The organism is Sphingomonas sp. LR59, assembly GCF_036855945.1.
In the GTDB taxonomy this organism is placed as follows: domain Bacteria; phylum Pseudomonadota; class Alphaproteobacteria; order Sphingomonadales; family Sphingomonadaceae; genus Sphingomonas.
In genome coordinates this window covers 2,864,162-2,888,136 of record NZ_JASPFL010000001.1, presented here as the reverse complement: position 1 = coordinate 2,888,136, position 23,975 = coordinate 2,864,162, and the positions used below count along the sequence as shown (strand labels likewise).

23 protein-coding genes and 1 tRNA gene are annotated in these 23,975 nt (G+C 64.6%); 19 read left to right on the top strand and 5 right to left on the bottom strand.

Annotated elements, in window-relative coordinates; translation table 11 throughout:
• Positions 1-2: 2 nt before the first annotated feature.
• From cyoC to QP164_RS13345, 9 genes are all read left to right on the top strand, one after another.
• Positions 3-641: a cytochrome o ubiquinol oxidase subunit III gene (gene cyoC / locus QP164_RS13385; RefSeq protein ID WP_248524002.1), complete on the top strand. Its 639-nt coding sequence runs from the start codon at positions 3-5 to the stop codon at positions 639-641.
• Positions 638-1,012 (top strand): cytochrome o ubiquinol oxidase subunit IV, encoded by a 375-nt coding sequence (gene cyoD / locus QP164_RS13380; protein WP_332756165.1) that lies wholly within the window; start codon positions 638-640, stop codon positions 1,010-1,012. The genes cyoC and cyoD overlap by 4 nt, the downstream gene beginning before the upstream one ends.
• Positions 1,009-1,734, top strand: coding sequence for an SURF1 family protein (locus QP164_RS13375; protein WP_333923457.1), 726 nt, complete (start codon positions 1,009-1,011; stop codon positions 1,732-1,734). The genes cyoD and QP164_RS13375 overlap by 4 nt, the downstream gene beginning before the upstream one ends.
• The gene (locus QP164_RS13370) at positions 1,731-3,044 is read left to right on the top strand and encodes an ATP-binding protein (RefSeq protein ID WP_435368376.1); all 1,314 of its coding nucleotides are present in this window, start codon (positions 1,731-1,733) and stop codon (positions 3,042-3,044) included. The genes QP164_RS13375 and QP164_RS13370 overlap by 4 nt, the downstream gene beginning before the upstream one ends.
• A 187-nt stretch (positions 3,045-3,231) precedes the next feature.
• A complete protein-coding gene (locus QP164_RS13365; RefSeq protein WP_056490014.1) occupies positions 3,232-3,765 on the top strand; it encodes a response regulator transcription factor in 534 nt (177 codons plus the stop codon).
• 36 nt (positions 3,766-3,801) lie between these two features.
• A complete protein-coding gene (locus tag QP164_RS13360) occupies positions 3,802-4,869 on the top strand; it encodes a spore photoproduct lyase family protein (RefSeq protein WP_333923456.1) in 1,068 nt (355 codons plus the stop codon).
• 76 nt (positions 4,870-4,945) lie between these two features.
• On the top strand, positions 4,946-5,740 hold the full coding sequence (locus QP164_RS13355; RefSeq protein WP_333923455.1) for a DODA-type extradiol aromatic ring-opening family dioxygenase: 795 nt from the start codon (positions 4,946-4,948) through the stop codon (positions 5,738-5,740).
• Between the two features lie 10 nt (positions 5,741-5,750).
• On the top strand, positions 5,751-6,314 hold the full coding sequence (locus QP164_RS13350; protein WP_333923454.1) for an NADPH-dependent FMN reductase: 564 nt from the start codon (positions 5,751-5,753) through the stop codon (positions 6,312-6,314).
• Positions 6,315-6,324: 10 nt separating this feature from the next.
• Complete coding sequence (locus tag QP164_RS13345) at positions 6,325-7,179, top strand: pirin family protein (RefSeq protein ID WP_333923453.1); 855 nt, start codon at positions 6,325-6,327, stop codon at positions 7,177-7,179.
• Here the strand turns inward: QP164_RS13345 and QP164_RS13340 are convergent.
• Positions 7,176-8,045 carry a peptidylprolyl isomerase gene (locus QP164_RS13340; RefSeq protein WP_333923452.1) on the bottom strand — a complete coding sequence of 290 codons (870 nt, stop codon included), beginning with the start codon at positions 8,043-8,045 and terminating at the stop codon, positions 7,176-7,178. The two genes, QP164_RS13345 and QP164_RS13340, sit on opposite strands and share 4 nt — an antisense overlap.
• A gap of 88 nt (positions 8,046-8,133) precedes the next feature.
• On the opposite strand from QP164_RS13340, the gene QP164_RS13335 reads away from it, so the two are divergent.
• A tRNA-Ser gene (locus QP164_RS13335) sits at positions 8,134-8,224 on the top strand.
• A 409-nt stretch (positions 8,225-8,633) separates the two neighbouring features.
• Here QP164_RS13335 and QP164_RS13330 read toward each other — a convergent pair.
• The 3 genes from QP164_RS13330 to QP164_RS13320 all read right to left on the bottom strand — a co-directional run bounded on the left by QP164_RS13330 (position 8,634) and on the right by QP164_RS13320 (position 14,944).
• Positions 8,634-9,659 (bottom strand): TIGR03032 family protein, encoded by a 1,026-nt coding sequence (locus QP164_RS13330; RefSeq protein ID WP_333923451.1) that lies wholly within the window; start codon positions 9,657-9,659, stop codon positions 8,634-8,636.
• Between the two features lie 191 nt (positions 9,660-9,850).
• On the bottom strand, positions 9,851-14,584 hold the full coding sequence (locus QP164_RS13325) for a beta strand repeat-containing protein (RefSeq protein ID WP_333923450.1): 4,734 nt from the start codon (positions 14,582-14,584) through the stop codon (positions 9,851-9,853).
• A 117-nt stretch (positions 14,585-14,701) separates the two neighbouring features.
• Positions 14,702-14,944, bottom strand: a complete 243-nt coding sequence (locus QP164_RS13320) for a hypothetical protein (protein WP_165911347.1) — start codon at positions 14,942-14,944, stop codon at positions 14,702-14,704.
• Between QP164_RS13320 and QP164_RS13315 the strand changes: the two genes are divergently transcribed.
• From QP164_RS13315 to QP164_RS13280, 8 genes are all read left to right on the top strand, one after another.
• Complete coding sequence (locus QP164_RS13315; RefSeq protein ID WP_333923449.1) at positions 14,943-15,932, top strand: TonB family protein; 990 nt, start codon at positions 14,943-14,945, stop codon at positions 15,930-15,932. The genes QP164_RS13320 and QP164_RS13315 overlap by 2 nt on opposite strands.
• A gap of 321 nt (positions 15,933-16,253) precedes the next feature.
• Positions 16,254-16,679 carry a hypothetical protein gene (locus tag QP164_RS13310; protein WP_333923448.1) on the top strand — a complete coding sequence of 142 codons (426 nt, stop codon included), beginning with the start codon at positions 16,254-16,256 and terminating at the stop codon, positions 16,677-16,679.
• A 492-nt stretch (positions 16,680-17,171) separates the two neighbouring features.
• On the top strand, positions 17,172-17,645 hold the full coding sequence (locus QP164_RS13305) for a DUF2975 domain-containing protein (RefSeq protein WP_333923447.1): 474 nt from the start codon (positions 17,172-17,174) through the stop codon (positions 17,643-17,645).
• Positions 17,645-17,890 (top strand): helix-turn-helix domain-containing protein, encoded by a 246-nt coding sequence (locus QP164_RS13300; protein ID WP_333923446.1) that lies wholly within the window; start codon positions 17,645-17,647, stop codon positions 17,888-17,890. Before QP164_RS13305 ends, QP164_RS13300 begins: the two co-directional genes overlap by 1 nt.
• Before the next feature lie 3 nt (positions 17,891-17,893).
• Positions 17,894-18,826 carry an ABC transporter ATP-binding protein gene (locus QP164_RS13295; RefSeq protein ID WP_120298741.1) on the top strand — a complete coding sequence of 311 codons (933 nt, stop codon included), beginning with the start codon at positions 17,894-17,896 and terminating at the stop codon, positions 18,824-18,826.
• Entirely contained in the window at positions 18,823-19,653 is an 831-nt protein-coding gene (locus QP164_RS13290) for a hypothetical protein (protein ID WP_333923445.1), read from the top strand. Before QP164_RS13295 ends, QP164_RS13290 begins: the two co-directional genes overlap by 4 nt.
• Complete coding sequence (locus tag QP164_RS13285) at positions 19,611-20,321, top strand: ABC transporter permease (protein WP_333923444.1); 711 nt, start codon at positions 19,611-19,613, stop codon at positions 20,319-20,321. The genes QP164_RS13290 and QP164_RS13285 overlap by 43 nt, the downstream gene beginning before the upstream one ends.
• A gap of 45 nt (positions 20,322-20,366) precedes the next feature.
• Complete coding sequence (locus QP164_RS13280) at positions 20,367-22,436, top strand: M13 family metallopeptidase (protein WP_333923443.1); 2,070 nt, start codon at positions 20,367-20,369, stop codon at positions 22,434-22,436.
• A gap of 215 nt (positions 22,437-22,651) precedes the next feature.
• On the opposite strand, the gene QP164_RS13275 is transcribed toward QP164_RS13280, so the two are convergent.
• Complete coding sequence (locus QP164_RS13275) at positions 22,652-23,200, bottom strand: TetR/AcrR family transcriptional regulator (RefSeq protein WP_333923442.1); 549 nt, start codon at positions 23,198-23,200, stop codon at positions 22,652-22,654.
• 86 nt (positions 23,201-23,286) lie between these two features.
• On the opposite strand from QP164_RS13275, the gene QP164_RS13270 reads away from it, so the two are divergent.
• Positions 23,287-23,961, top strand: coding sequence for a DUF1349 domain-containing protein (locus QP164_RS13270; protein ID WP_333923441.1), 675 nt, complete (start codon positions 23,287-23,289; stop codon positions 23,959-23,961).
• Positions 23,962-23,975 lie beyond the last annotated feature (14 nt).

Here is a 23,975-nt window from a genome sequence, read left to right as displayed (position 1 = left end):
CGATGTCCGCAATACCCATGAAGGACGGTCTGAACGAGACGAAACCAGTCTCGTTCTACGACCTGGACGAGCACGAGCATCCCGACGGCGGCAGCACGATGCTGGGCTTCTGGATGTACCTGATGAGCGATTGTCTCATCTTCGCGGTGCTATTCGCGGCCTATGCCGTGCTCGGCAACAGCTATGCCGGCGGCCCCAGCCCGAAGGAGATCTTCGAACTGCCGCTGGTGGCGGTAAACACCGCGATGCTGCTGTTCTCGTCGATCACCTACGGCTTTGCGATGCTGTCGATGGAGGAAGGTCGCCAGCGCGTCATGCAGATGTGGCTGGTCTTCACCGGCCTGTTCGGCCTCGCGTTCCTGTCGATCGAAATGTACGAGTTCGCCACCCTCATTCATGAGGGTGCGGGCCCGACCCGCAGCGCGTTCCTGTCGTCGTTCTTCACGCTGGTCGGCACGCACGGCCTCCACGTCACGATGGGCCTGATCTGGCTCGTCACGCTGATGGTGCAGGTCCAGAAGCACGGCCTGATCGCCGCGAACAAGCGTCGCCTGATGTGCCTCAGCATGTTCTGGCATTTCCTCGACGTCATCTGGATCGGCGTCTTCACCTTCGTCTATCTGATGGGTACCCTACGATGAGCGACCCCCACGCCAACACGCATGACGCGCATGCGGATCATGACCACGCAGCTCACGGCACGCGTGGCAGCTATCTGAAGGGGTTCTTCCTCTCGGTCATCCTGACCGCGATCCCGTTCTGGGCGGTCATGACCGGCGCGTTCAAGGATCCGTCGACCGCAGCCCTCGTCGTGATGGTGTTCGCGGTCGCGCAGATCGTCGTCCACATGATCTACTTCCTGCACATGAGCGGCAAGTCGGAGGGCGGCTGGACGATGATGGCACTGATCTTCACGATCATCCTCGTCGTCATCACGCTCAGCGGATCGATCTGGGTGATGTACCACATGAACACGAACATGATGCCGATGCAGGCCGCGGCGGACATGTGAGCACGCGGGGCGCGCAACCGGGTCCTGCCGTCTACGTCGCAGGCCTGGTCGCGCTCCTGCTGTTCGCCGGGTTCATGGCGCTCGGCATCTGGCAGGTCGAGCGCCGCACCTGGAAGCTCAACCTGATCGAACAGGTCGCGGCCCGTGCACATGCTGCGCCGGTCGCCCCGCCCGGACCAGCCTCCTGGAGCGCGATCACCGCCACCAGCGACGCCTATCGCCGCATCCGGCTAGACGGCACCCTCGATAATTCGCGCGAGACTCTGGTCCGCGCAGCCACCGCACTCGGCAGCGGTTATTGGGTCGTCACGCCCTTGCGGACGGATCGCGGGTTCACCGTCCTCGTCAACCGTGGCTACGTCTCGCCCGAACAGCGCGTCGCGCATACCAAGCCGACCGGCCCGGTCACGATCACCGGTTATCTCCGCATCACCGAGCCCGGCGGCGGCTTTCTGCGTCACAACGACCCCGCCACCGGCAAATGGTATTCGCGCGATGTCGCCGCGATCGCCAGCGCGCACGGCCTGTCGAACGTCGCCCCCTATTTCGTCGACGCGGACAAGTCCGGCACCGCCGCCCCGGTCGGCGGCCTGACGATCATCGCGTTCCCGAACAACCACCTCGTCTACATGCTGACCTGGTTCGCGCTCGCCGCCATGACGATCGGCGCGTTCGTCGTGTTCGTCCGCCAGGATGCGCGCAAGCGGCAAGAGGCTGCATGACAACGGCGGGCGCACGCCAGGGCTGGCAACGCTGGCTCGCGCTCGCGACCGCGCGCACCGATGCGACCGGCAACGCCAACATGCGCCAGCTCGTCACGCTGCGCTGGATCGCCGTCGCCGGCCAGTTCGTCACGATATTGTTCGCCCGGTTCGCGCTCGGCTTCGACCTGCCGATGGTGCCGATGCTCGCGGCGCTGGCGGCGGGTGTCGGCCTCAACCTGGTCAGCATGCCGCTCTACGGGTGGCGTAAGGGGGCCAATATCCAGCTCCTCCTCGCCCTCCTGTTCGACGTCGGCCTGCTCACCACGCAGCTCTATCTCGCCGGCGGCGCGACCAACCCGTTCATCTCGCTCTACCTGCTTCACGTCGTGCTAGGCGCCGTGTTGCTCGATCGCTGGTCGAGCTGGGCGATCGTCGCCGTCACCGCCGCCTGTTTCGGCGTGCTCACGCTCTATTACCGCCCGTTGATCCTGCCCCCCGATTACAGCGGCGAGTATTTCCTGCTCTACACGATCGGCTCGCTGCTCTGCTTCATGCTGATCGCGACGCTGCTGATGCTGTTCATGACCCGCATCACCGGCAACCTGCGCGCCCGTGACACACGCCTCGCCGACCTTCGCCAGCAGGCCGCCGAGGAGGACCACATCGTCCGCATGGGGCTGCTCGCATCGGGCGCCGCACACGAACTCGGCACGCCGCTCGCATCGATCGCCGTGATCCTCGCCGACTGGCGCCGCATGCCTACGCTCGCGCAGGACGCCGACCTTCAGGCCGAGATCGTCGAGATGCAGTCCGAGGTCCAGCGCTGCAAGGCGATCGTCACCGGCATTCTCCTGTCGGCCGGCGAAGCGCGCGGCGAAGCACCCGAGATCATGCCGCTCCACCAGCTCCTCGACGGAATCGTCGACGAATGGCGCGCGGTCCACGCGGGTGTAGAGTTCGACTACACCACCCGAGTCGGCGACGATCCGCAGGTCGTCTCCGACCCCGCGCTCAAACAGGTGATCGCCAACGTGCTCGACAACGCCGCCGAAGCCTCGCCGCACTGGGTCGCGTTCCGCGGCGAACGCAGCGACGGCGATCTCGCCCTGATCGTCCGCGACCGCGGCCCTGGCTTCAGCGACGAACGCCTCGCCAGTTTCGGCAAACCCTATCAGTCGAGCAAGCGCGAACCCGGCCACGGTCTCGGCCTGTTCCTAGCCGTCAACGTCATGCGCAAACTCGGTGGTGGCGTATCCGTCGTAAACTGCGAAGGCGGCGGCGCCGAAGTCACGATCCGCATGCCCCTCTCCGCGATTGCGCTCTCGTGATGGGTACGGATCGACAGTCTGTTCGAGCTAAGGCTTCCGTCATGCCGGGCTTGTTCCGGCATCCACCGTGCCGCAAAATCGAGAGATTGCGGTTTGCAGAACCGTGGACCCCGGAACAAGTCCGGGGTGACGGAGTGGTTTGGGACAATCGTTGTCCAAACACGCGTGTCGGATCGGTGCGACCCAAATGACCGAACCCAAGCTTCTCGCCATCGTCGAGGACGACGAAACCTTCGCCCGCACACTCCGCCGCTCGTTCGAACGCCGCGGCTACGAGGTGATGCAGGCTGCCAGCCACGAGGAACTCGTCGAGCAACTCGCCGAGCGCACGCCCCGCTACGCGGTCGTCGACCTTAAGCTGGGCGGCGCCTCGGGCCTCGTCTGCGTCCAGACGCTCCACGCGCACGACCCCGAGATTCTCGTCGTCGTCCTCACCGGTTTTGCGAGCATCGCCACCGCGGTGGAGGCGATCAAGCTCGGCGCGTCGCACTATCTCGTCAAACCCTCGAACACCGACGATATCGAAGCCGCGTTCGACCGCACCGAGGGCAGCGTCGACACCGAACTCTCCGAGCGCCCGACCTCGATCAAGACGCTCGAATGGGAGCGCATCCACACCACGCTCGCCGAAACCGACTTCAACATTTCGGAGACCGCACGTCGCCTCGGCATGCATCGCCGCACGCTCGCGCGAAAGCTCGAGAAACGCCCGGTAAAATAACCGCAACGCTTGGGCAAAGGCGCGCGTTGTCGTTCGATGCCAGCGCCAAAACCCTCACGACTCTGGCAGCCGAAGCGACTGCTAGCGACCCCGTCCGCGCTGACCTGGGAGCACGGTGCCGAGATCGCCGCCCGCGCGACCGCACTCGGCGTACCCGTCACGACGCTACCGAGCGACCGCCTCAAGCTCGACTTCCCCGACGATTCCCGCCGCGCCTATGCCGAAGCCAAGGCCACGCTCGCACTGGTCGTCGCGCCACCCTCGAAGCGCAAGCTCCAGCCAATCGCTCCCAGCGCGGACTGGCGGATCGACCTCGCCGAGGGCTGCCCCGCACATTGCGGCTATTGCTACCTCGCCGGCTCGCTCAAAGGCCCGCCCATCACGCGCGTCTACGCGAACCTCCCCGAGATATTCGCCGAACTCCCCGCGCATCTCGGCCAAGGCACGGTGACATCGCGCTCGACCGCCCGCGCGCACGAAGGCACCACGTTCGAGGCCTCCTGCTACACCGACCCGCTCGGCATCGAGCACGTCACCGGATCGCTATCCGCGCTGATCGCGCATTTCGGCGCGTGGGAGGCGGACGTGCAGCTCCGCTTCACCACCAAGTTCGACGCCGTCGAGCCATTGCTGACGCTAGATCACCGCGGCCGCACCCGCATGCGCGCCTCGATCAACCCCGCTGCCTATGCGCGCTTCGAAGGCGGCACCAGCCCCGTCGCCGCGCGGCTGGTGGCGCTCCGGAAAATGGCGGACGCCGGCTACAAGATCGGCCTGACGGTCGCCCCGATCATCGCTGCGGAAGGCTGGCGCGAGGCATATGGCGACTTGCTGACAGAGGCGGGCAGGGTGCTCGCCGACGTACCCAACGTGACGATCGAGCTGATCACCCACCGCTACACCCCCGGCTCGAAGGCGGTACTCCAAACCTGGTACCCCGGCTCGTCGCTCGACCTCAGCATGGCCAACCGCACGGAGAAACGCACAAAGTTCGGCTCTGTGAAATACGTCTACGACGCCGACACGATGCGCGCGCTCCGCAGCTTCTTCCAGGACGAGATCGCCGCCAAGCTCCCGGAGGCGCGCATACTCTATTGGACGTGACCGCCGCGCCAACCGGCAACGCAGCGTTGCCATTCGCGGCCTTCCGATCGCCGCCATCGCCGCCTACTTCGAAGCCATGACAAACACCTGCCAGCCAACGCTCTTCATCCCGCACGGTGGCGGGCCCTGTTTCTTCATGGACGACCCCGCCGGCAACTGGATCGGCATGGCTGCGTACCTCCGATCGATCGTCGCCTCGCTGCCCGAAAAGCCCAAGGCGATCCTCGTCGTCTCCGGCCACTGGGAAACGCGCGGCTTTGCCTTCACCGGCGCCGCCACCCCGCCGTTGATCTACGACTATGGTGGCTTCCCCCAGCACACCTACGAGCTGCGCTACGACGCCCCCGGCGATCCCGCGCTGGCAGCCCGCGCCGTCGACCTGATCCGCGGTGCCGGAATGACCGCCAACATCGACCCCGCGCGCGGCCTCGATCACGGCGTCTTTATCCCGATGAAGGTCGCATTCCCCGACGCCGACATCCCGGTCGTCGAGATGTCGGTCGACCGCGATCTCGACCCTACGCTACACGCCGCCGCCGGCCGTGCACTCGCCCCCTTACGCGACGAAGGCGTGCTGATCGTCGGCTCGGGCATGAGCTTCCACAACATGCGCGGCTACGGCGACCCGCGTTTCACCGCACCGTCCGAAGCCTTCGACCAGTGGCTGACCGCCGCAGTCGAGTCCGAACCGACCGCCCGAGCAGAGGCGCTAGCCGGCTGGGCGGAAGCCCCCGCCGGCCGCCTCTCGCACCCCCGCGAAGAGCATCTCCTCCCGCTGATGGTCGCCGCCGGCGCCTCCGATCAGCCCGGTACGCAGGTCTACAACGAGCGCGTGCTGCAAACCGCAATCTCCGGCTACCGCTTCAATTAAAGGAATTTCCATGGCCCTTCCCGTCCTGCTCGCGATCTCCGGCAGCCTGCGCCGCGGCTCGTACAATACCGCGATCCTGACCACGCTCGGTGACGCTATCGCCGACAAGGCCGCGCTGACGGTCTTCGCGCTGAACGACGTGCCCCTCTATGATCAGGACGCCGACACCGACACGCCCCCCGCCGCCGTCGCAGCCTTGCGCGCGGCAATCGGCGCGGCCGATGGGATCGTCATCGCCAGCCCCGAATACAACCACGGCATGTCCGGCGTCCTGAAGAACGCGCTCGACTGGACCTCACGTCCGCATGGCAAGGCGACGCTCACGGGCAAGCCTGTCTTCACGCTCACCTCGTCGCCCGGCGCAGTCGGCGGCGCACGCGCCCACGCGCAACTGAACGAGACGCTGGCCTCGATCGGCGCCCGCACCGTCCTGCGCCCACAAGCCGTCGTTGGCGCCGTGCACGAGAAGATCGCCGATGGTCGCCTGACCGACCAGCGCACGCTCGATTTCCTCGTGGCCGGCATCAACGACCTGCTCGCCGACATCGCGCGGCCCACCACCGCCGACCGCTAGGCGTCCTGACATGCGCCACGTCCTCGACCAGTATCCTGCCCAGCGCGACGACATCGCCGATCTCGTGACGCGACGCCCGCTACCGGGCCCCGGCCTGCCGCAGGTCGATCCGTTCCTGTTCCTCAACCATCACGGTCCGCAGACCTATCGCCCCGGCAACAGCGGCCTCCCATTCGGCCCACATCCGCACCGCGGGTTCGAGACGGTGAGCTTCATCCTCGAAGGCGAAATGGCGCATCTCGACAGCGGCGGCCACGAAAGCGTCATCTGCGCAGGCGGTGTCCAGTGGATGACCGCCGGCTCGGGCCTGATCCACGCGGAAATCTCGCCCGCATCGTTCAAGCGCGACGGCGGCCCGCTGGAGATCCTGCAACTCTGGGTGAACCTCCCCGGCCGCCTCAAGATGACCAAGCCCGCCTATACCGGTCTCCAGCGCGAGGACATTCCCGCGATCCCGGTCGAGGGTGGCACCGTGAACCTGATCTCCGGCACGTTTGCCGGACGACAGGGCCCGTTCGAATCCCTGACCTACGTCGCGATGATGACCGTTGAGCTCGAAGCCGGCGCCCATGTCGACCTGCCAGCCCCAACCGGCCGCGCGGTCTTCTTCTACGTCGTCGCCGGCGCCCCCACGGCCAACGGCACGCCAATCAAGCCGCATCATCTCGCCACGTTCGGCAACGAGGGCGACACGATCACCGTCACGACCGAGTCCCCCGCCACGATCCTTTACGGCCACGCCGAGCCGATCGGCGAACCCGTCGTCTCCCACGGTCCCTTTGTCATGAACACCCGCGAAGAGATCGTCCGCGCGATCGAGGACTATAACGCTGGCCTGTTCGGCAAGCCGCCCGTCATTCGCTAGGGCGCCTTGCGCACCGGGGGCAGCGCGGCACAGATGTCGGCGCCCCCGGCAGGCACCGTAAAGAACGGCCCCGCCCGGTTCTCTCGCGAGGCGATCCAGGTCACGAACCGCACATTGTCCGCCCCGCGATACTCGAAACGCGGTCGCTCAGCGGCGGGCAGTTCGCTTGCGAGGCGTGCGGACACGATCGGGCTACGCTCCCCCTCGGTCTTGTAGAACCCCAGATCCCCCGTCCCGCGCGGCAACGACGATAGCCACTCGACCCCGTCGATCACGCGTCCAACCACCGCGATGTTCCGGTCGAGCGCACGCGGCGAATGGCCGATCACGGTATACAGCTCCGCGCCACTCCCCGTGCTCGGCGCCAGATCACGCGCGACGCCCACCATCCCGTAGCAATGCGGCAGCCACTCGGTCGCGCCATTGCCCGCCAGCGGCCACCCGTCGCGGCTATACCCCGCCCATTCGGCATAGGGATCGCGCTGCGCCAACCGCGCCACGGTGGTCGGCCCGGCATGCGAGTATTCCGCCGACGGATTGGCGACCACGCCAGCGACAAGCGGCTTCTTCTCGGTCGCATCGCCCCATTGCGCGACGTAATTGTCCTGCACCCGGTACACGCTAGTTCCCGTATCCCACCAATGCGCCGCGGCGAGCTTGCGGATGTTGGCGACGTGCACGGGCGCGTATCGCGGCGCCAACCGCACCGTGAAGCGATGCCCGTCGGCCAGCGTAAACACGAGCAGTTCGTCGTCCGGTACCGCCTTCCAGTCAGCCGGCAACGGATCCGAGGGAAGTGTCGCGGCGACCGGGGCTGGTGCAGCAACGGCCTGCGCGAGCGCGGCGGCGAGAAGGAGATTCAGCATGTCGGGAGACTGCCCGAGCGCGTCCTTGCACGCAATCGCTTGCGCGCACGTGAAACCCGCACTAGCAGACCCCCTTCCAGAGCAATGCGGAGCGGTGGCCGAGTGGTCGAAGGCGCTCGCCTGGAAAGTGAGTATACGTCAAAAGCGTATCGTGGGTTCGAATCCCACCCGCTCCGCCAACTTCCAGTATCAACTGGTGGCAGACTGTCGCGCAAGGAGCCGATTTGTCTCCGCGTTCCTCGTACGGTCGTGCCGCCTCGTCCGATCGTGTCGCAGCCAAGCGCTCGCTTGTTGAGCAGCTATCCAAAGTCAGCCTCGCTCAAGCGCGCGAACATCGGAACGCGGCTTCAAGGCTTTTGAAGGCCAGGACCGATCCGAGCGTGGATCGCAAGCAAACCGCCGCGGTCCGTCATATCGAGCATCCAACGACGACGGCCTTAGGTGCCTCAGCGATTGCTTCGGCATAGAGGCTGGCAAAGTGCACAATAGTACGGTCTTCGCCACATCGGAAATATACGCTGCTTTGGCTGGACGATCCGATCACTGATCATGGCCAGCAAATAGTGTATTCGAACAATCCGCCTTACTTCAGCCAAGCGGGGCAATATTGGTATCAAAGGTGATCGTGGAGCGGATTTCGACCGTGTCCGGACCGATAGACATCGGACAGACTATGCCGGGCATTGCCACCACATCGAACAGTTCGGTGATGAAGCCCTCTAGCTTTACCCATTCGACGATGTCGCCGGTCGCGAGATTGACGACGAGCACGCCGCACCACGGCTCGGCGTCGCGATCCTTCAAGGCTGCATCGAGCGCGAGGCCGGCGAACGTCCCGTTGCGAGGCTTCGACACCGTCACCAGCGCATGTCCGTTGTGGATCGACATGCCGCGCAGAAATCCCGGGCAAAACGCGATGTCGGTGCGCGCGCCGCTCTGCGGATCGATCCGGATGATCTGGCCGCGGCCGGAATCGAGCGCGAGCACCACGTCGCCATATACCCGCGGGCTATGCGGCATCGACAGCTGGTCGGTCACGACGCGGTCGGTCGCGACCTCGATCAGGACGCCACCCTGGTCACGCCGTTCGCGCCAGCCGGTCACGATGTCGCTTCGACTGACCGCGGTAACGTAGCGGGGCTTGCCGTCCGCCATCGCCATGCCGTTCAGGTGGCATCGATCCTCGGGCGCCAGTTTCGAGATGAACTTCGGCTTCCACACCGGCCGGAAACTATGGTTCAGGTCGAGGGTCGCCAGGCAACTATACTTGGTGTTGACGAAAATCACGCGGCCATCGCTGGTCGTGCCGACCTCGTGGACGTCGACATCGCCGGTCGTCTGCGCGTTGCGCGGCACGAGCACCATGTCGAACTGGCCGTTGCCGATCTCGCCGGGACGTAGCATGTTTTCCAGCCGCCAGATCTGATGCAAGGCACCCAGATACAGCCGGCCCGGTTGGTAACATAGTCCCATCGCGCGCGTGAAATACTGCTGGTTGAACGAAACCGTCCCCGCGGGCGTGACACCGACGAGGAACAACTGACCAGTCTGATACGAGGTGAAGGCGAAACCGAGCTTGTTGGTGCGCAACCAATCGGCGAAGCCACGCGACACGGTAAGGTTGGTATTGGGCTGCTTGGCTGGGCCCCCGGAACAGGTTGCGCTGTGTCCGCGCCGCCCGCAGCGGGTCCGATCGCATTGCTCATCCGCTATTCCACTCTAACATCATGGACGAAAACAAGACGGCCCGCGACTGACGCGTCGCGGGCCGATGGTCAGAACCTAACCCGTGGCAATTCCGGATACTAGAACTTGATCCGGATTCCGGCGCGGCCACCACCACCGTTATAGTCCTTGTTATACTCGCCATGCCCTTCGATGAAGCCGGTTACGCCGCCGGTGGTGACGATATTCAGACCCAAAATACCCTGCGCATAGGTGCCGAGACGATCGTTGACGATGCCCACCGTCTGACCGCCACTGGTGAAGCGCAATCCGTCCTTGCCCTCGAACTCGTGTACCGCTGCACCGCCGGCGTAGAAGACCAATGTCGAGGTTTCGCCGATCTTGCTCGAACCACCGATCCGCGCCCCAGCCTTGCCACGCAGGCCCTTATAGTCCTCGAAATCGAACTGCCCGCCGAGGACGCCGTAGCCGTCGATATCGGTCTTCGTATACGCGGCACTGACCGCGGGCTCGAAGAAGAACGCATCCGATCCGACCCGGAAGCCCGCCTCGAGCTTTCCGCCATAGGTCTTCGCCTTGGTGTCGAGGGTGAAGCCCGCGCCGGTGCCCCGGCTGTTGACCCAGGCATAATCATATTTGGCGATGCCGTTCACGAAGAACCCGCCCGCCTGGAACCCGCCATATACCGTGCCGTTGACCGCATCGATATCGAACCGGTCACCATATCCGCGGAAGTTCATCGTCGAACTCAGATACCCACCGGCGATTCCCAAGGTGAAGCCGCTCTTCTGAGTTGCGTCGCCGACAAGATCGATACCGACCTGCCCGCCGAACGCATCCTGGCGATAACCGAGATCGACGTTGTTCTGGGTCAGGCCGCTATAGGTCACCGTGCGGGTGTCATCGCGGGTGTTGACCTCTCCGAACATCTGCAGCCAGACCCGGCCGCTCGTATCGTTGGCGGGGCTGCCCCAGCGCCCGTCGCGACCCGCCGCGAGATGGGCCGTGATCGCATCACCCGACCGGTTCCAGACCGATGCCAACCCTTCGCCCAGCTTGGCCTGGCGATAGACCGTGGCGCTGGGTGCGCCGACCAGCTGATAGGCGAACGAGGTTGGATTATAGGCGAGACCGAACGAAATCAGGCCGCGATTGCGCGATCCTTCGCTGAGCATGAAGGCCGTCCCCGATGACGCCGCCGATGCTTGCACGACGGTAGCGCCGGGCAGGAGGATAGCCGGTGTGTTCGACGTCTGCAGGACGATCGCGGTCGAGCCCGACGCCGTTCCGACATTGAGCCGATCGACCGTCGCTCCAGTCGCGTTGAACGTCACGTCGAGACCCAGGGTCGCCGTACCGCTGCCGGTATAGGCGGTGCCGGGCAACGTCAGCGTGTCGCCGGCTACGCCGTTGCGTAGCTCGATCAGGCCGCTGTTAGCGAACGTCTCAAGATTGTTGATCGCGGCCGTGCGCACCGCGCCGGATGCGCCGAGCGTGACGGTCCCGGTGTTGGTAAGACCGTCCGTCCCGGCACCGAAATCGCTGTTGCCAACCAACGTGAAGGTGCCGCTATTGGTCAGGCGATCGGCATTACCGGTGAGCAACAGGCGTCCCGTGAGGCTGCCGGTGTTGGCGATGGTCGTCGCGCCCCCCGATGCCTCGATCGCGTACCCGGTGCCGCCGATGATGGCGCCGCCGTTGGTTATCGACGTACCGTTGGTCGAGGACACCGTCACGGCGTTCGTCGCGCCGCGGACGACACCGGCGCTGCCGACGTTCAGCCTGGCGAGACCGTCGAGCGCAGGCGAACCGAGCGCGATGTTGCCACCGCCGCCAGCTCCGCCGGCGATGATCGAGATTGCCGTATCCGTGGCGGATGTCACCGTTCCGGTCACCCCGACATCGGCACCGCCCCCGAAACCGAAGGCGCGGATCGCGATAGCGCCGGGGCCGGCAACCCTGACGTCACCCGCACGCACGGTCACGTCGCCGCCAAAGCTTGCCGCGCTGATCCCGTGTGCGCCCTCGCCGGTCGTGGCGACAGATCCGGCCGTCACGGCGACGCTGTAGGATGCGCCGGCGGAGATGCCGATACCCGTGCTACGTACCGTACCCGCATTCACCGTGACACCGCCCGTGGCGTAGGCGTCGATACCGCCGCTGCCTTCCCCGGTGGTCGTCACCGCGCCGGTCGCGACGGCGATCGCGCCGTAATAGCTGCGCGCCCGGATACCGGTCGAGAATGCACCGTTGGTGGTGACCGATCCGGCACCGCTGACCGCAACGTCGCCAAATACGCTCTGCACATCGATGCCATTGGCTTCGACACCGTTGGTGACGATGGCGCCGGTGTTCCGGATGGTCGCGTTGCCGCCGGCATACACGTCGATACCGGTCGCCCCATAGCCGCTGGTCCGGACGGTACCGGTGACGGCGACGGCCGCATCGCCGTACGCCTGCGCCGCGACGCCGATCGAGGCGTCTCCCGCCGTTGTTACGTTGCCGACGGCGATGTCGACGTTGCCGGCGTTCAATGCTGCCCCGAGCACGCCGTTGGAGGCATAGCCGGCGGTCGCAACGTTATCGGCGGTAATCGACACGTTGCCGAAATAGGATGCGCCGACAATGCCGGGCGAATAGCTGCCGAGCGTGCTGACCGTGCCCGCGTTGACCGCGACGTCACCGTAGATGCTGACGGCATAGACGCCTGGCGCTTCGTAGCCGGACGTGGCGATCGAGGTGCCCGTGATTTTGATATTGTCGAGCGCGATCGCGGAGACACCGAACGCTCCGTCCCCGCTCGTCTTGATCGCACCATGCGTGACGGCAATGTTGCCCCCGTTCAACGCAACGGTATCGATACCGTCGGCGCTGGCGCCGGTCGTCGTGATCGAGCCGGCGTTGATCGCGATATTGCCGCCCGTGCCGAACAGATTGGCGGTCTCGGCGTGGATGCCGTCGGCGGCATCCTGCGATGTCGTGATGCTGCCCTGCGTAACGGCGATGTTGCCGGTCAGGCTATAGGCGTCGATGCCGGTCGCGGTACTCGATACCGATCCCGTGCCGGAGATGGTGACATCGCCATAGGCCGTTGCGTAGATTCCGGCGCTATCGGCGCCGGTCGTGGCTATCGTGCCGTTATTGGCAACCGCTGCAGTGCCGTTCTGGCCGATCGCTACTATGCCGAGCGCATTGGTGCCAGCGGTCGATACGTCGCCATTGACCGTCACGGATGCGTTGTAGCCATAAGCGACGATGGCGGTCGAACCGTCGCCCGTCGTCGTGACGTCGTTGACCGCGACGGTCGCATCGCCCAGCGCCTGGCTCGAGCCGGCGTAGATCCCGGTCGAATAGGTGCCGCTCGTCGAGACAAGCCCCGTGCTGGTGACCGAAGCATTGCCGTAGATGCTGTTGGCGGAGATCGCCGTGGCGCTGTCGCCGGTGGTCGTGACGTTGCCCGCGGCGATATCGACATTGCCGTAAAGGGCGAGTCCGGTGATGCCTCGTGCGCTGTCGCCACTGGTCGCGACCGTTCCTGCGCCGTTGACCACGACGTCCCCGTATATGGCCGTTGCCGCGATCCCGGAGCTTCCCACGCCGGCGGTGGTGATCGTGCCGTTATTGGTGATCGTCGCATTACCGGGTGTGAAGACGCTGATCGCGCGCGACGCATCGCCCGCGGTCGACACGTTGCCGGTGGCGGTCACGGTGACATTGTCGCCATAGGCGTAGATGCCGCGCGATTGATCGCCCAAGGTCGCAACGTTATTCACGGTAACGGCAGCATCGCCGCCATAGGCTTTGACGAACACCGCATCCGACGCTGCGCCGGCGGTCGACACCGTGCCGGTCGACACGAAAGTCGCACCGCCTGGGCCCGTGCCGAACATGACTGCGCCGGTTGCGCCGTCGCCATTCGTCGTAATGTCACCAACGGTCAGATTGGCCGTGCTGCCCTGAACGATCGCACCATTTGCCCCGATGCCGTTCGTCGTGATGCTGCCCGCGGTGATGTCGACCGCGGCGTCCGGGCCGAACGAGACCGCCTGGATACCGTCGGAGTAATCCGCCTGCGTCGACACGGTACCCGCGTTGATCGTCACGCTACCCGCCCCCGCGGTCACGTTGATCGCATCAGATCCATAGGTGTAGAAACTGCCCCCGGTCGTGGCCACGGTACCGGCATCGATGGTCACGTCGCCGTTGCCGGCATAGGCGTTGATCCCACCGACATAATATCCTGCCGCCGTCACGGAGCCGGCGGTGATCCCGATGTTGCCAGTATAGGAACTCGCGCTGATGCCGACCGAGCTGTTGCCGGTCGTTGCGATCGAGGTCGCGTTGATCGTGACGTCGCCGCTATTGCTGACCGCGTTGATCCCGCTCGACGCCCGACCAGCTGCGGTGATGCTGTCGGTGTTGATCGTCAGGTCGCCGTAGTTCGTGTTGCCCAGAACACCGATGGCGCCCGTGCCGCTTACCGCGATCGTGGTATTGCCGAACGCGTTGAGCGTTGCCGCGCCGTCGTTAAAGCCGATGATCGCGACGCCGGGTCGTATCCCGCTGGCAATCGCGACGCCGTCGCCCAGATTGACGGTCAGGTCCTGGACCGCGAAGGTCGGATCGAGACCGGGATCCTGCGTCGGATCGACAGCCGGCGTCGTGTACGTGATCCCGTTGGGATAGGGATTGCCGCTTGCGTTGCAGGTCACGGTGCCGTTGGTCGTTGTACCGCATTCGTTCTGCGCAAATGCCGGCGTGGCAATAAGCGCGCCTGCAGCCACGCCCGCTAACGCGGTGCCAGCCAGTAGACGACGTGGGATGCGGCGCCCAACGTGCGAAAGCTTACTCATGACCACCCCTGTTATAATCTTTATTAGTGCTGGGCTTATCGGCGGCAGGGCGCGCGTCAATACGAACTCCACCGAATTTGATGTCTATTTTTGATCCGAATTCACGCTATCAAACCATTACGATAGCGACACAATCGGCGGGCAGGCTTGCCGGCGTATTTTACGGTGCGGCATTGGAGAAGCCTTGGTGGTCGAAACGATATGAAATAATAGCTGACGCTTCTGCTCGACGGAGAGGAAGAAAATGGCCGTTGTCGTAAGTGCCGCACCCGTGACGGGGCAGAGGATTGAGATCGTCACCTTTGTGCCGAGCCAGATAATGTGCGCTGAGACCCCCATGCCCGGGACCGGCGTGGTCATGTCACTGCCGGTCGTCGTCAACCGCTACGGGCCAGCGATTCAAAGCGCACCCGCATTGGTGCTTCGCTACGACTTCGTAATCGACGCGGACGGCCGTACGCGCACGATCCGGCGTACCGCCACGGCATCTACCCCGGGCTATTATGTCAACACGAGCGATATCGCTCCGTCGCTGGCGGTCTCTCGTTTCCCGGCGGGGGACCCGCGATCCAAATGTTCGATCACCTACACTGGCTTGACGGTGCCTATCGACGCCGCACCGCTGCAGGTGCTGTACGAACTCGCGAGCCGACCGGAGACGGAAGGTACCGTCGGGACCGTGTACGATCGACTCCGTCCCGTTGGCTCCGATTGCAGGCGAGGCCCTGGCCAGTATCGTCGCCTCAACCTACCGGCGTTCGAGAAGATTGCGCGGCCTCCGGGTGCCGCATCGTGGGTGTTTCTCGCCTACGATGTTGATCGAGCCGGGAAGCCGAACACCGTTCGCGTGCTCGGTAGCTCTGGCAACCAAGCGCTGGACCGCGCTGGCGCGAGTGCGCTGTCGAACAACCGCTACGAACCAGGAATTGGCTTCACCGGCTGTACGTATCATTTCAACGGCGCTGAACCGTCGGAGCGTACTGCCCCGGAACTTCCTGCCGATGCGCCTCGTGACACCGGGGAGCAGCCAGGGTGCGTGGTCGATCCGACCTCGATCTCTGCACTTCTCGACGGCAGCGCTTATCCGTCAGCGTTCGCGCGTCGGCGTATCAAGGGCGTGGCGGTAGTCGGCTACGATACCGCCCCCTGGGGAGCGATCGGCAACGTCCGCATCCTGGCATCCGAGCCGGACGAGGCGTTTGGTGAGGCGGCGCGATCTGTTCTCTCGAGCGCGCGGGTCAGCGAAAGTGCAACTGGTCGTCGTGGCTGCATTCGACGTATCAGGTTCGAGCTGTCGCCGGTCGGCGTAGCTCGACAACTGCCCTACAGGCCAGTGATGCACAGATAACATCAGACGAATTTAGGCCACATTATTACCTGTTGGTCCGACCCACCGTTCCAAATCAAAGGTGCCAGCTGGGAAGCCATGCCTCTCTAAGGTCGATTCCAAAGGCGGCAGTGGCCAATGCCGGCTATCGCCACGGCCTTCCCGAGAACCACAGTCCGCTTTCCTCTCCATTGCGACGTTCATGCTGGAAAATCGCACCTGCATAGCGATTAGCGCGGAGATGACTGAGTGTCCAAAGTCGGGAAGCGGGGAAGGTGATGGCGCACCCTCTGCGGTTGTCTTAGTCCTATACCCCCGCAGGCGGCTACCGAGGAGAGAGCAATGGATGAGTTTGCGCGCATGATGCGCATGGATGGTGTTCGTCCTCTCGATCAACCAAAGCAAATAACCAGTCGTGATGCTAAACAGCCGCGTGAGACGCCCAGTCAAAGCGTCGTTGCACCACCGGCGATGGAACCCGTTGGTTACGCGTGGGCGACTGGTCCTCGTGCGCGCAGTGCGCTCGAGACGGCGCTTGAGCGCTTGGCCAACGAGATTCGTACTGGACGGCGTGGTTGGGCAACCGGCATTTGTCAGGATGGCAGGACGGTCACCTTGCCCGCTTCGTCAGGAGCGGCGGCGCTGCTCGGCACCGCAGATCGCCAGTCGTTGCGTCTCATGATTGTCGGCGGCGACGGCTGGACCTTCGTCATGCATCCGCTGATGGGGGTCGCGACGCTCGATGAGGACCCGGCCGGGTCGGCATGAACGCGCGTCTGAAGTGGGATACGCGAGAAGGTGCGCGAACGTCCGCAACTGGGTCATCAGACTGAGGCGTCGATCGCGCAACCATGTCCCCTGTAGTGGGCCATTCCAGCTACCGTGCAGCGCAGTCTTTGCCGGTTCTGCATCCCTGAGTGGCAATGTCGGAAACGGACAATCCGGAAAATTTTATCGGGAAAACGGAACCCCGGACGGCCGCTAGCGGGACCAGCTCGACCTGCTACCGGCACACTTGCCACCCGGATGTTCGCCGATTGCTTGGGGAATATCCGGCCCAGCTTAACCGCAAACACCGCCGGCCCGCTATGCCAGGTCCCACCCAACAACAACGGAAATGGATCAAAAGCCGCTTGCCGATTATCGATATGCCAAATATCGTTTACCAATACAGTGCGGGGGCAATGCGGTGGGTGAGGGAGTCGATCAATAACGCCGAAGGATCGCGTTCTGACGGGCGCAACGATCCTGCTGAGGCTGATGTTGGTCATGAACATCGTCCTGCTGGTGATGTTCGCGGTAGCACTCGCGCTGTCCTGGCCGCTCGGACACGCCCTCGCGCTCCGGCTCGGTGCGAAATACGGGCCGTCGCTCGATGTCGCGGACGCGGTGATGGCGATGCGGCTGATGGTGGTGCTCGGGATCGCTTCCGCGCTCGCGATCCATCCGATCTTCGCCAGCCTGCTCCGGATCGTCGCGACCGTGCAGGCAGGCGATCCGTTCGTCGACGCGAACGCCACGTTGCTCGGCCGAATTGGCTGGGCACTGCTGGTCCTCCAAGGCCTCGATCTCGTGCTGGGCGCGCTGATGCGCTGGATCTCCGCGCTCAAGCTCGATGCGACGGGCTGGAGCCCATCGCTCGGCGGGTGGATCGCGGTCGTCATGATTTTCGTGCTCGCGCGTGTTTTCCGGATCGGCGCACGGATGCGCGACGACCTGGCGACGACGGTCTGATGCCGGTCGCGGTCAGCCTGGACGACATGCTTTACAAGCGCCGCATGACGCTGACCGAATTGTCCGAGGCGGTCGATATCACGCTCGCCAACTTGTCGATCCTGAAGACGGGCAAGGCCAAGGCAATCCGCTTCACGACGCTGGAAGCGATCTGCCGCGTGCTCGAATGTCAGCCCGGCGACCTGCTGAGGGTTACCGATGAACCGTCGGACGAAACGTTCGCGACGATAGAAACGGGGAAATAGCGGATGGACGCACTGGTTCTCGACGACGTAACGAAGCGGTTCGGGGAGCGGACGGCCGTCGACGCACTGAGCTTCACGGTGAAGCCGGGCGAAATCTTCGGATTCCTGGGCGGCAACGGCGCGGGCAAGACCACGTCGCTGCGGATGGTGCTCGACATCCTGCGGCCGACATCGGGGCGGATCGCGGTGCTGGGCTGTCCGCCGGGGCGGGAGAATGCGGCCGATCTCGGCTTCATGCCTGAGGAGCGCGGGCTTTACCGCGGAATGTCGGCGATCGACACCGTCACCTATTTCGGCCGTTTGAAGGGCATGACGACCGCCGCGGCGCGCGCCAAGGGGCATGACCTGCTCGAGCGGTTCGGACTGGCAGGCTCGGCCAAGATGCAGATCGACAAATTGTCGAAGGGCATGGCGCAGAAGGTCCAGCTTGCCGCCACACTGGTAAACAGCCCGAAACTGCTGCTGCTCGACGAGCCGTTTTCGGGGCTGGACCCGGTCAACCAGGGGCTGCTCGAGGACGAGATACTGGGGGCCGCGCGCGGTGGCGCGACGGTGATCTTCTCGACGCACGTTATGCAGCATGCCGAGCGGCTGTGCGATCGGCTGCTGCTGCTGTCGCAGGGGCGCAAGGTGTTCGAGGGGACGCAGCCCGAAGCGCGCGGGCGGTTGCCGGCACGTCTCGGGATCGTCTCGCGCGATACGCCGATGCGGTGCCCCGGCGTGGATCGCGCGGAGGAGGTCGCAACGGATCCGGACGGTTGGCGGACGTACGACGTGACGCTCGGCGACGGCATCGATCCGGCTGACGTCCTGCAATGCCTGACCGAACAGGGCATCACGCTGCGCCGGTTCGACCAGCACCGCGTTAGTCTGCACGAGGTTTTCCTCCACCTCGTCGGTACCAATTCAGCCGATACGCAGGGGCAGCCGTCATGATCCACAACATCTTGCTCGTCGCGATGCGCGAGTTCCGGCAGATCACCGGCATGCGCAGCTTCTGGCTGACGCTGCTTATTCTGCCCATCGCGCTCGCGATCGGACCGATCGCCACCAAGCTGATGGGTTCCGACAAGGTTCAACGCGTGATGCTGATCAATCCCGAAGGCCGCGAGGCGATCGCGATCCGCGCGCGGCTCGACGGCGATCGGCAGCGCCGCATCCTCACCGCGCTCTCACGCTATGCGCAACGCTACGATCTCGACCGGGCGGATCCCGCGGCGCTCTGGGCGCAGCACGACCGGCTTTACGACGATGCGGAGGTCACGGCGTTCGTGAAGGCGGGCGGCATGCCGGCCGCGTTGGCGACGATGAAGCGTGCGGCGACACCTGAAACGCCCGCCTTCGATCCGCCGGAGCCCGACTTCACGATCGTCCCGACCCCGCCGGCGATCGCCAAGGCCGATCCCGCAGCGCTCGACCGGATGCTCAAGCCGTTGATCCAGCCCGGCGAGTTCGGTGACAAGAAGGCCAAGCCGCTCGACTACGCCGTGTACATTCCGCGTGGGTTCGGGACGAGCACGACCGCCGCGCGCCTCTGGTCGAGCGAACAGCCGGCCGCGAACTTCGTCCAGCCGTTGCAGTCGGTGCTGACGTTGCGGGTGCGCGCCGCCTATCTCCGATCGACCGGGCTCTCCCCGACCAAGCCGGCGCGGCGACCACGCTGGTACCGGCGATCGCCATCTCGACGCCGGCACCGGGCGGCGGTCGCGAACGGATGCTGGTGCGTTCGATCGTGCCGTTGCTCAGCGCCTACATTCTGCTGATGTCGCTGCTGCTGTCTGGCAATTGGATCCTCCAGGGGCTGGTCGAGGAGCGGTCGAACAAGTTGATCGAGACGGTGCTGGCCTGCATCAGCCCTGACGAACTCCTGTACGGCAAGCTTGCGGGGACGGTCGCGGTGGGGTTGACGATGGTCCTGGTTTGGGCGCTGTGCGCGGCAGGGGCTGCCTTCGTCACGCAGGGCGCGGTCGGCACGTTCCTGCGCATGGCGCTCGCTCCCCTAGCCTCGCCGTGGATCATCCTGGTGATGCTCTACTTCTTCCTGGCAGGCTATCTCATGGTCTCGATGATCCTGCTCGCGATCGGCGCGATGAGCGATTCGATGCGGGATGCACAGAGCTATCTGACGCCGGTGCTTATGATCATTGCGATGCCGTTCACGATCGTCGCGCAGGGGATCCTGTCGAACACGGGCGCTACCGCACTCAAGGTGCTGACCTGGATCCCGCTCTACACGCCGTTCACGATGCTGGCGCGGCTCGGCGGCGGCGTGTCGGTGTGGGAGATTGTCGGTAGCGCGCTGACGCTCGCGCTTTTCATCGCGATAGAGTTCGTCCTGCTCGCGCGCGTGTTTCGCGCCAGCCTGTTGAATGCGGGACAGAAGCCAAATCTCGCCGCGCTCGCTCGGCTGATGCGGCGGGACCCCGCCTAAATGACTTCCACATCCTATAAAATCTTCCATACCGAAGGAGTTGCGATGCCGTTCAACCATTTCTCCCGCCTGTCGCTAGGCGTTGCCACGCTAGCGCTGTCCGCGTCGGCACTGGCCCAGACCGCGCCACCGACGACCACTAGGTCCACGGCGCCGACTGGCACCCGCTACGGCACGTTCGGGATCGACTTGACCGCCGCTGACAAGGCCGTGAAGCCGGGCGACGATTTCTGGACCTACGCGAACGGCAGCTGGAACAAGCGTACCGAGATCGCCGCGGATCGCACGTCCGCCGGCGGTAGCGTGATCCTGGCCGACCAGGCCGAGCAGCAGGTTCGTACAATTCTCGACGATGCCGCGCGCGATCCGGCCGCGGTCGGCCCCGGTGCGAAGCAGTTCGGCGATCTCTACGCCAGTTTCATGGACGAGGCCGCGATCGAGCGCGCCGGCGCCACGCCGCTTAAACCGTATTTTGCCAAGATCGACGCCGCGAACGACAAGCACAAGCTCCAGACCTTGTTCTCGACGGTCGGCTATGCCGCGCCGGTCGAGGTCGGCCAGCTTCCAGATCCGGCGGATCCCAAGCGTTACGCGGTTGCCGCGGGGCAGGGCTCGCTAGGCATGGGCGGGCGTGATTATTACCTCGAACAGGGTCCCAAATACGACACCTTCCGCACCGCGTACCGCGCCTATGTCGAGAAGATGCTGACGCTGTCGGGTATCGCCGACGCATCGGCCAAGGCTGATCGGATCGTCGCGCTCGAAACCGCGATGGCCAAGGTCCAGTGGTCGCCGGTCCAGTCCCGTGACCTCAAGGCGATGCTGAAGCCAATGGATGCGGCTGGCCGCAAGGCGCTGGCGCCCGAGTTCGACTGGCCGCTGCTGCTGTCGACCGCGGGATACGGCAATTTTCCGACCGTCTACATGACCAACTCGACCGCGCTGACCGAGCTCGGCAAGATCTTCGCGGCCACGCCGGTCGCGACGTGGCAGGACTGGATGAAATTCCGGCTCGCATCCGCCAGCGCGAGCATGTTGCCCAAGGCGTTCGACCAGGCGACGTTTGATTTCTACGGCAAGACGCTCGCGGATCAACCGCAGCAGCGAGCCCGCTGGAAGCGCGGCATCGCGCTGGTCAACGGCACGATGGGCGAGGCCGTCGGCGAGGTCTATGTGAAGCGCCATTACCCACCGGAGAGCGAAGCGAAGATGGGTGAGCTGATCGCCAACCTTCGCGCCGCCTACAAGGAGCGGATCGGCGCGAACGGCTGGATGGACCGGGCGACCAAGACGCAGGCGCTCGCCAAGCTCGCCGCGTTCGATCCGCGGATCGGTCATCCGGTCAAGTATATCGACTATGCCTCGCTCCAGGTCGTGCGCGGCGATCCACTCGGCAACGGGATGCGGTCAGGCGAGTTCCAGCACCAGCTCGACCTCTCGCGGCTCGGCAAACCGGTCGATCGTACCTTGTGGGGGATGACGCCGCAGACCGTGAACGCCTATTATGATCCGCTCAACAACCAGATCACCTTCCCCGCCGCGATCCTGCAGCCGCCCTATTTCGATCCGAAGGCTGATGCGGCGGTCAACTACGGCGCGATCGGCGCGATCATCGGTCACGAAATGGGTCACGGCTTCGACGACCAGGGCAGCCAGTTCAGCGCGTCGGGCAAGTTCGAGAATTGGTGGACGCCCGAAGCACGTGCCGCCTTCACGCAGCGCACGGCTGCGCTGTCGAAGCAGTATGACGCCTACGAACCCATCCCTGGTGTGCACGTGAAGGGGGCGCTCACGCTCGGCGAAAATATCGGGGACCTTGGCGGCGTCGAGACGGCGTATTCCGCCTATCAAAAATATCAGGCGGTGCACGGCAAGGCACCGGTGATCGGCGGTCTGACCGGTGACCAGCGGTTCTTCCTCGCCTATGCGCAGGCGTGGCAGGCAAAACTGCGCGAGGGTGCGGCGCGCGCGCGCCTGCTCACCGATCCACACTCGCCGCCATTCTACCGGGTCAACGGCATCGTCCGGAACGTCGACGCCTGGTACACAGCGTTCGGCGTAAAGCCCGGTGATGCGCTGTATCTTGCCCCCGCCGACCGGGTCCATATCTGGTGAGCCTGAAGGGCGCGCAGCAACCCTGCGCGCCCTTTTAAAGCGAACAGGCAGTCAATCCTGACGTCCGAAAGCCAACGTCCAACGAAATACGCGAATGGCGGGAGTTGGGAGGCTAAAATAGGGCTGCGAATGGCCGATTGTGTTTCGAGCCGGACTGTTATGGCTTTGTCAGGTGGCATCATGGCGGTTTGGGGCAGCCTGATGGATCGGACCGGCTAATACCCGGCAATCCGCTCGACGATGATCTTGACCGCATCGCGGTCGAGAGGCTCGTGATCGATCGAATTATGGATGCCGATACCCTCGATCAGCGCGTCGAGCGCGCGCGCTGTGAGTGGGTCGAAGAAGCGGCCCAAGGCCTCTCGGCTGCTGTCCATCCAATTTTGCATGACCGCGCCGACCGGTGGGTGCCGGGCTGCAAAGGCGTAGAGTTCGTAGCTCAACAACAGCGTGCGCGGTTCCGCCCAAATCTGGTTCGCGATGATGTCGATGACTGCCGTACACGCCGCTGCCCTGTCGGTCGCAGCGTCCAGGCGGGCGTGGAAGGCAGCCGAGGATTCCGCGGCCAATTGCAGGAAGGCCGCCGTGAGCAGGTCCTCCAGCGTCGCGAAATAATAGGTTACCGAACCGAGCGGCACCTGTGCCGCCTCGGCGATGCGGCGATGGGTCGTTGCCGCGGTTCCATGATCCGCAACGACCACCAGAGTCGCATCGATAATGCGCTGCCGCCGTGCCGGATCGTTGCGCCGGGACTGTTGGGTCATCGCCTCTTTACCTCGATCTCGGTATGTGTACATATGTACATAACATCGCGGATGATGGAAAGGTAGCGGGCATGACGGAGGATGGGGTGAGCAGGCGGACGGTGATCGGCGGTGCTGCGGCGCTGGCGATCGCGGGCAATGCCGGCGTCGCGACCGCGCAGGGCTCGGGAATTTCGGCGTTTGGACGCCGTGACGGTCGCTGGCTGAATGCGCCGAAGTCATGGAAGGTCGCGCCCAGCGGCGACCTGACGCTCGTCACCGACAAAGGCAGCGATTTCTGGCGCGAGACGCATTACGGCTTCACCCGAGACAGTGGTCATTTTCTCGGTTTCACCGCGCCTGCCGCGTTTACCGCGCAATTGCGCATTCGCGGCCAGTATCAGAAACTCTACGATCAGGCCGGCATCATGGTGCGGGTCGACGAACGACGCTGGGTCAAGGCGGGGATCGAATTGTCCGACGGGCGCGCCATGCTGAGCAGCGTGCTGACCGACGGAAAGTCCGATTGGGCGACCGGCCCCTACGAGCATGATGCGCAGGATTTCTGGATTCGCGCGACCGTCGCCAAGGGCGTCCTGCGGTTGCAGGTCTCGGCGGATGGCAAGACCTGGCCGCTGGTCAGGCTCGCGCCCTTTCCGATCGCCTCCGCATATCAGGTCGGACCGATGGCCTGCACGCCCGAACGTGCCGGACTGGACGTGCACTTCTCCGACCTGAGCATCACCGCGCCGTTGGGCAAGGACCTCCACGACCTGAGTTGATAGCAATGACGCAG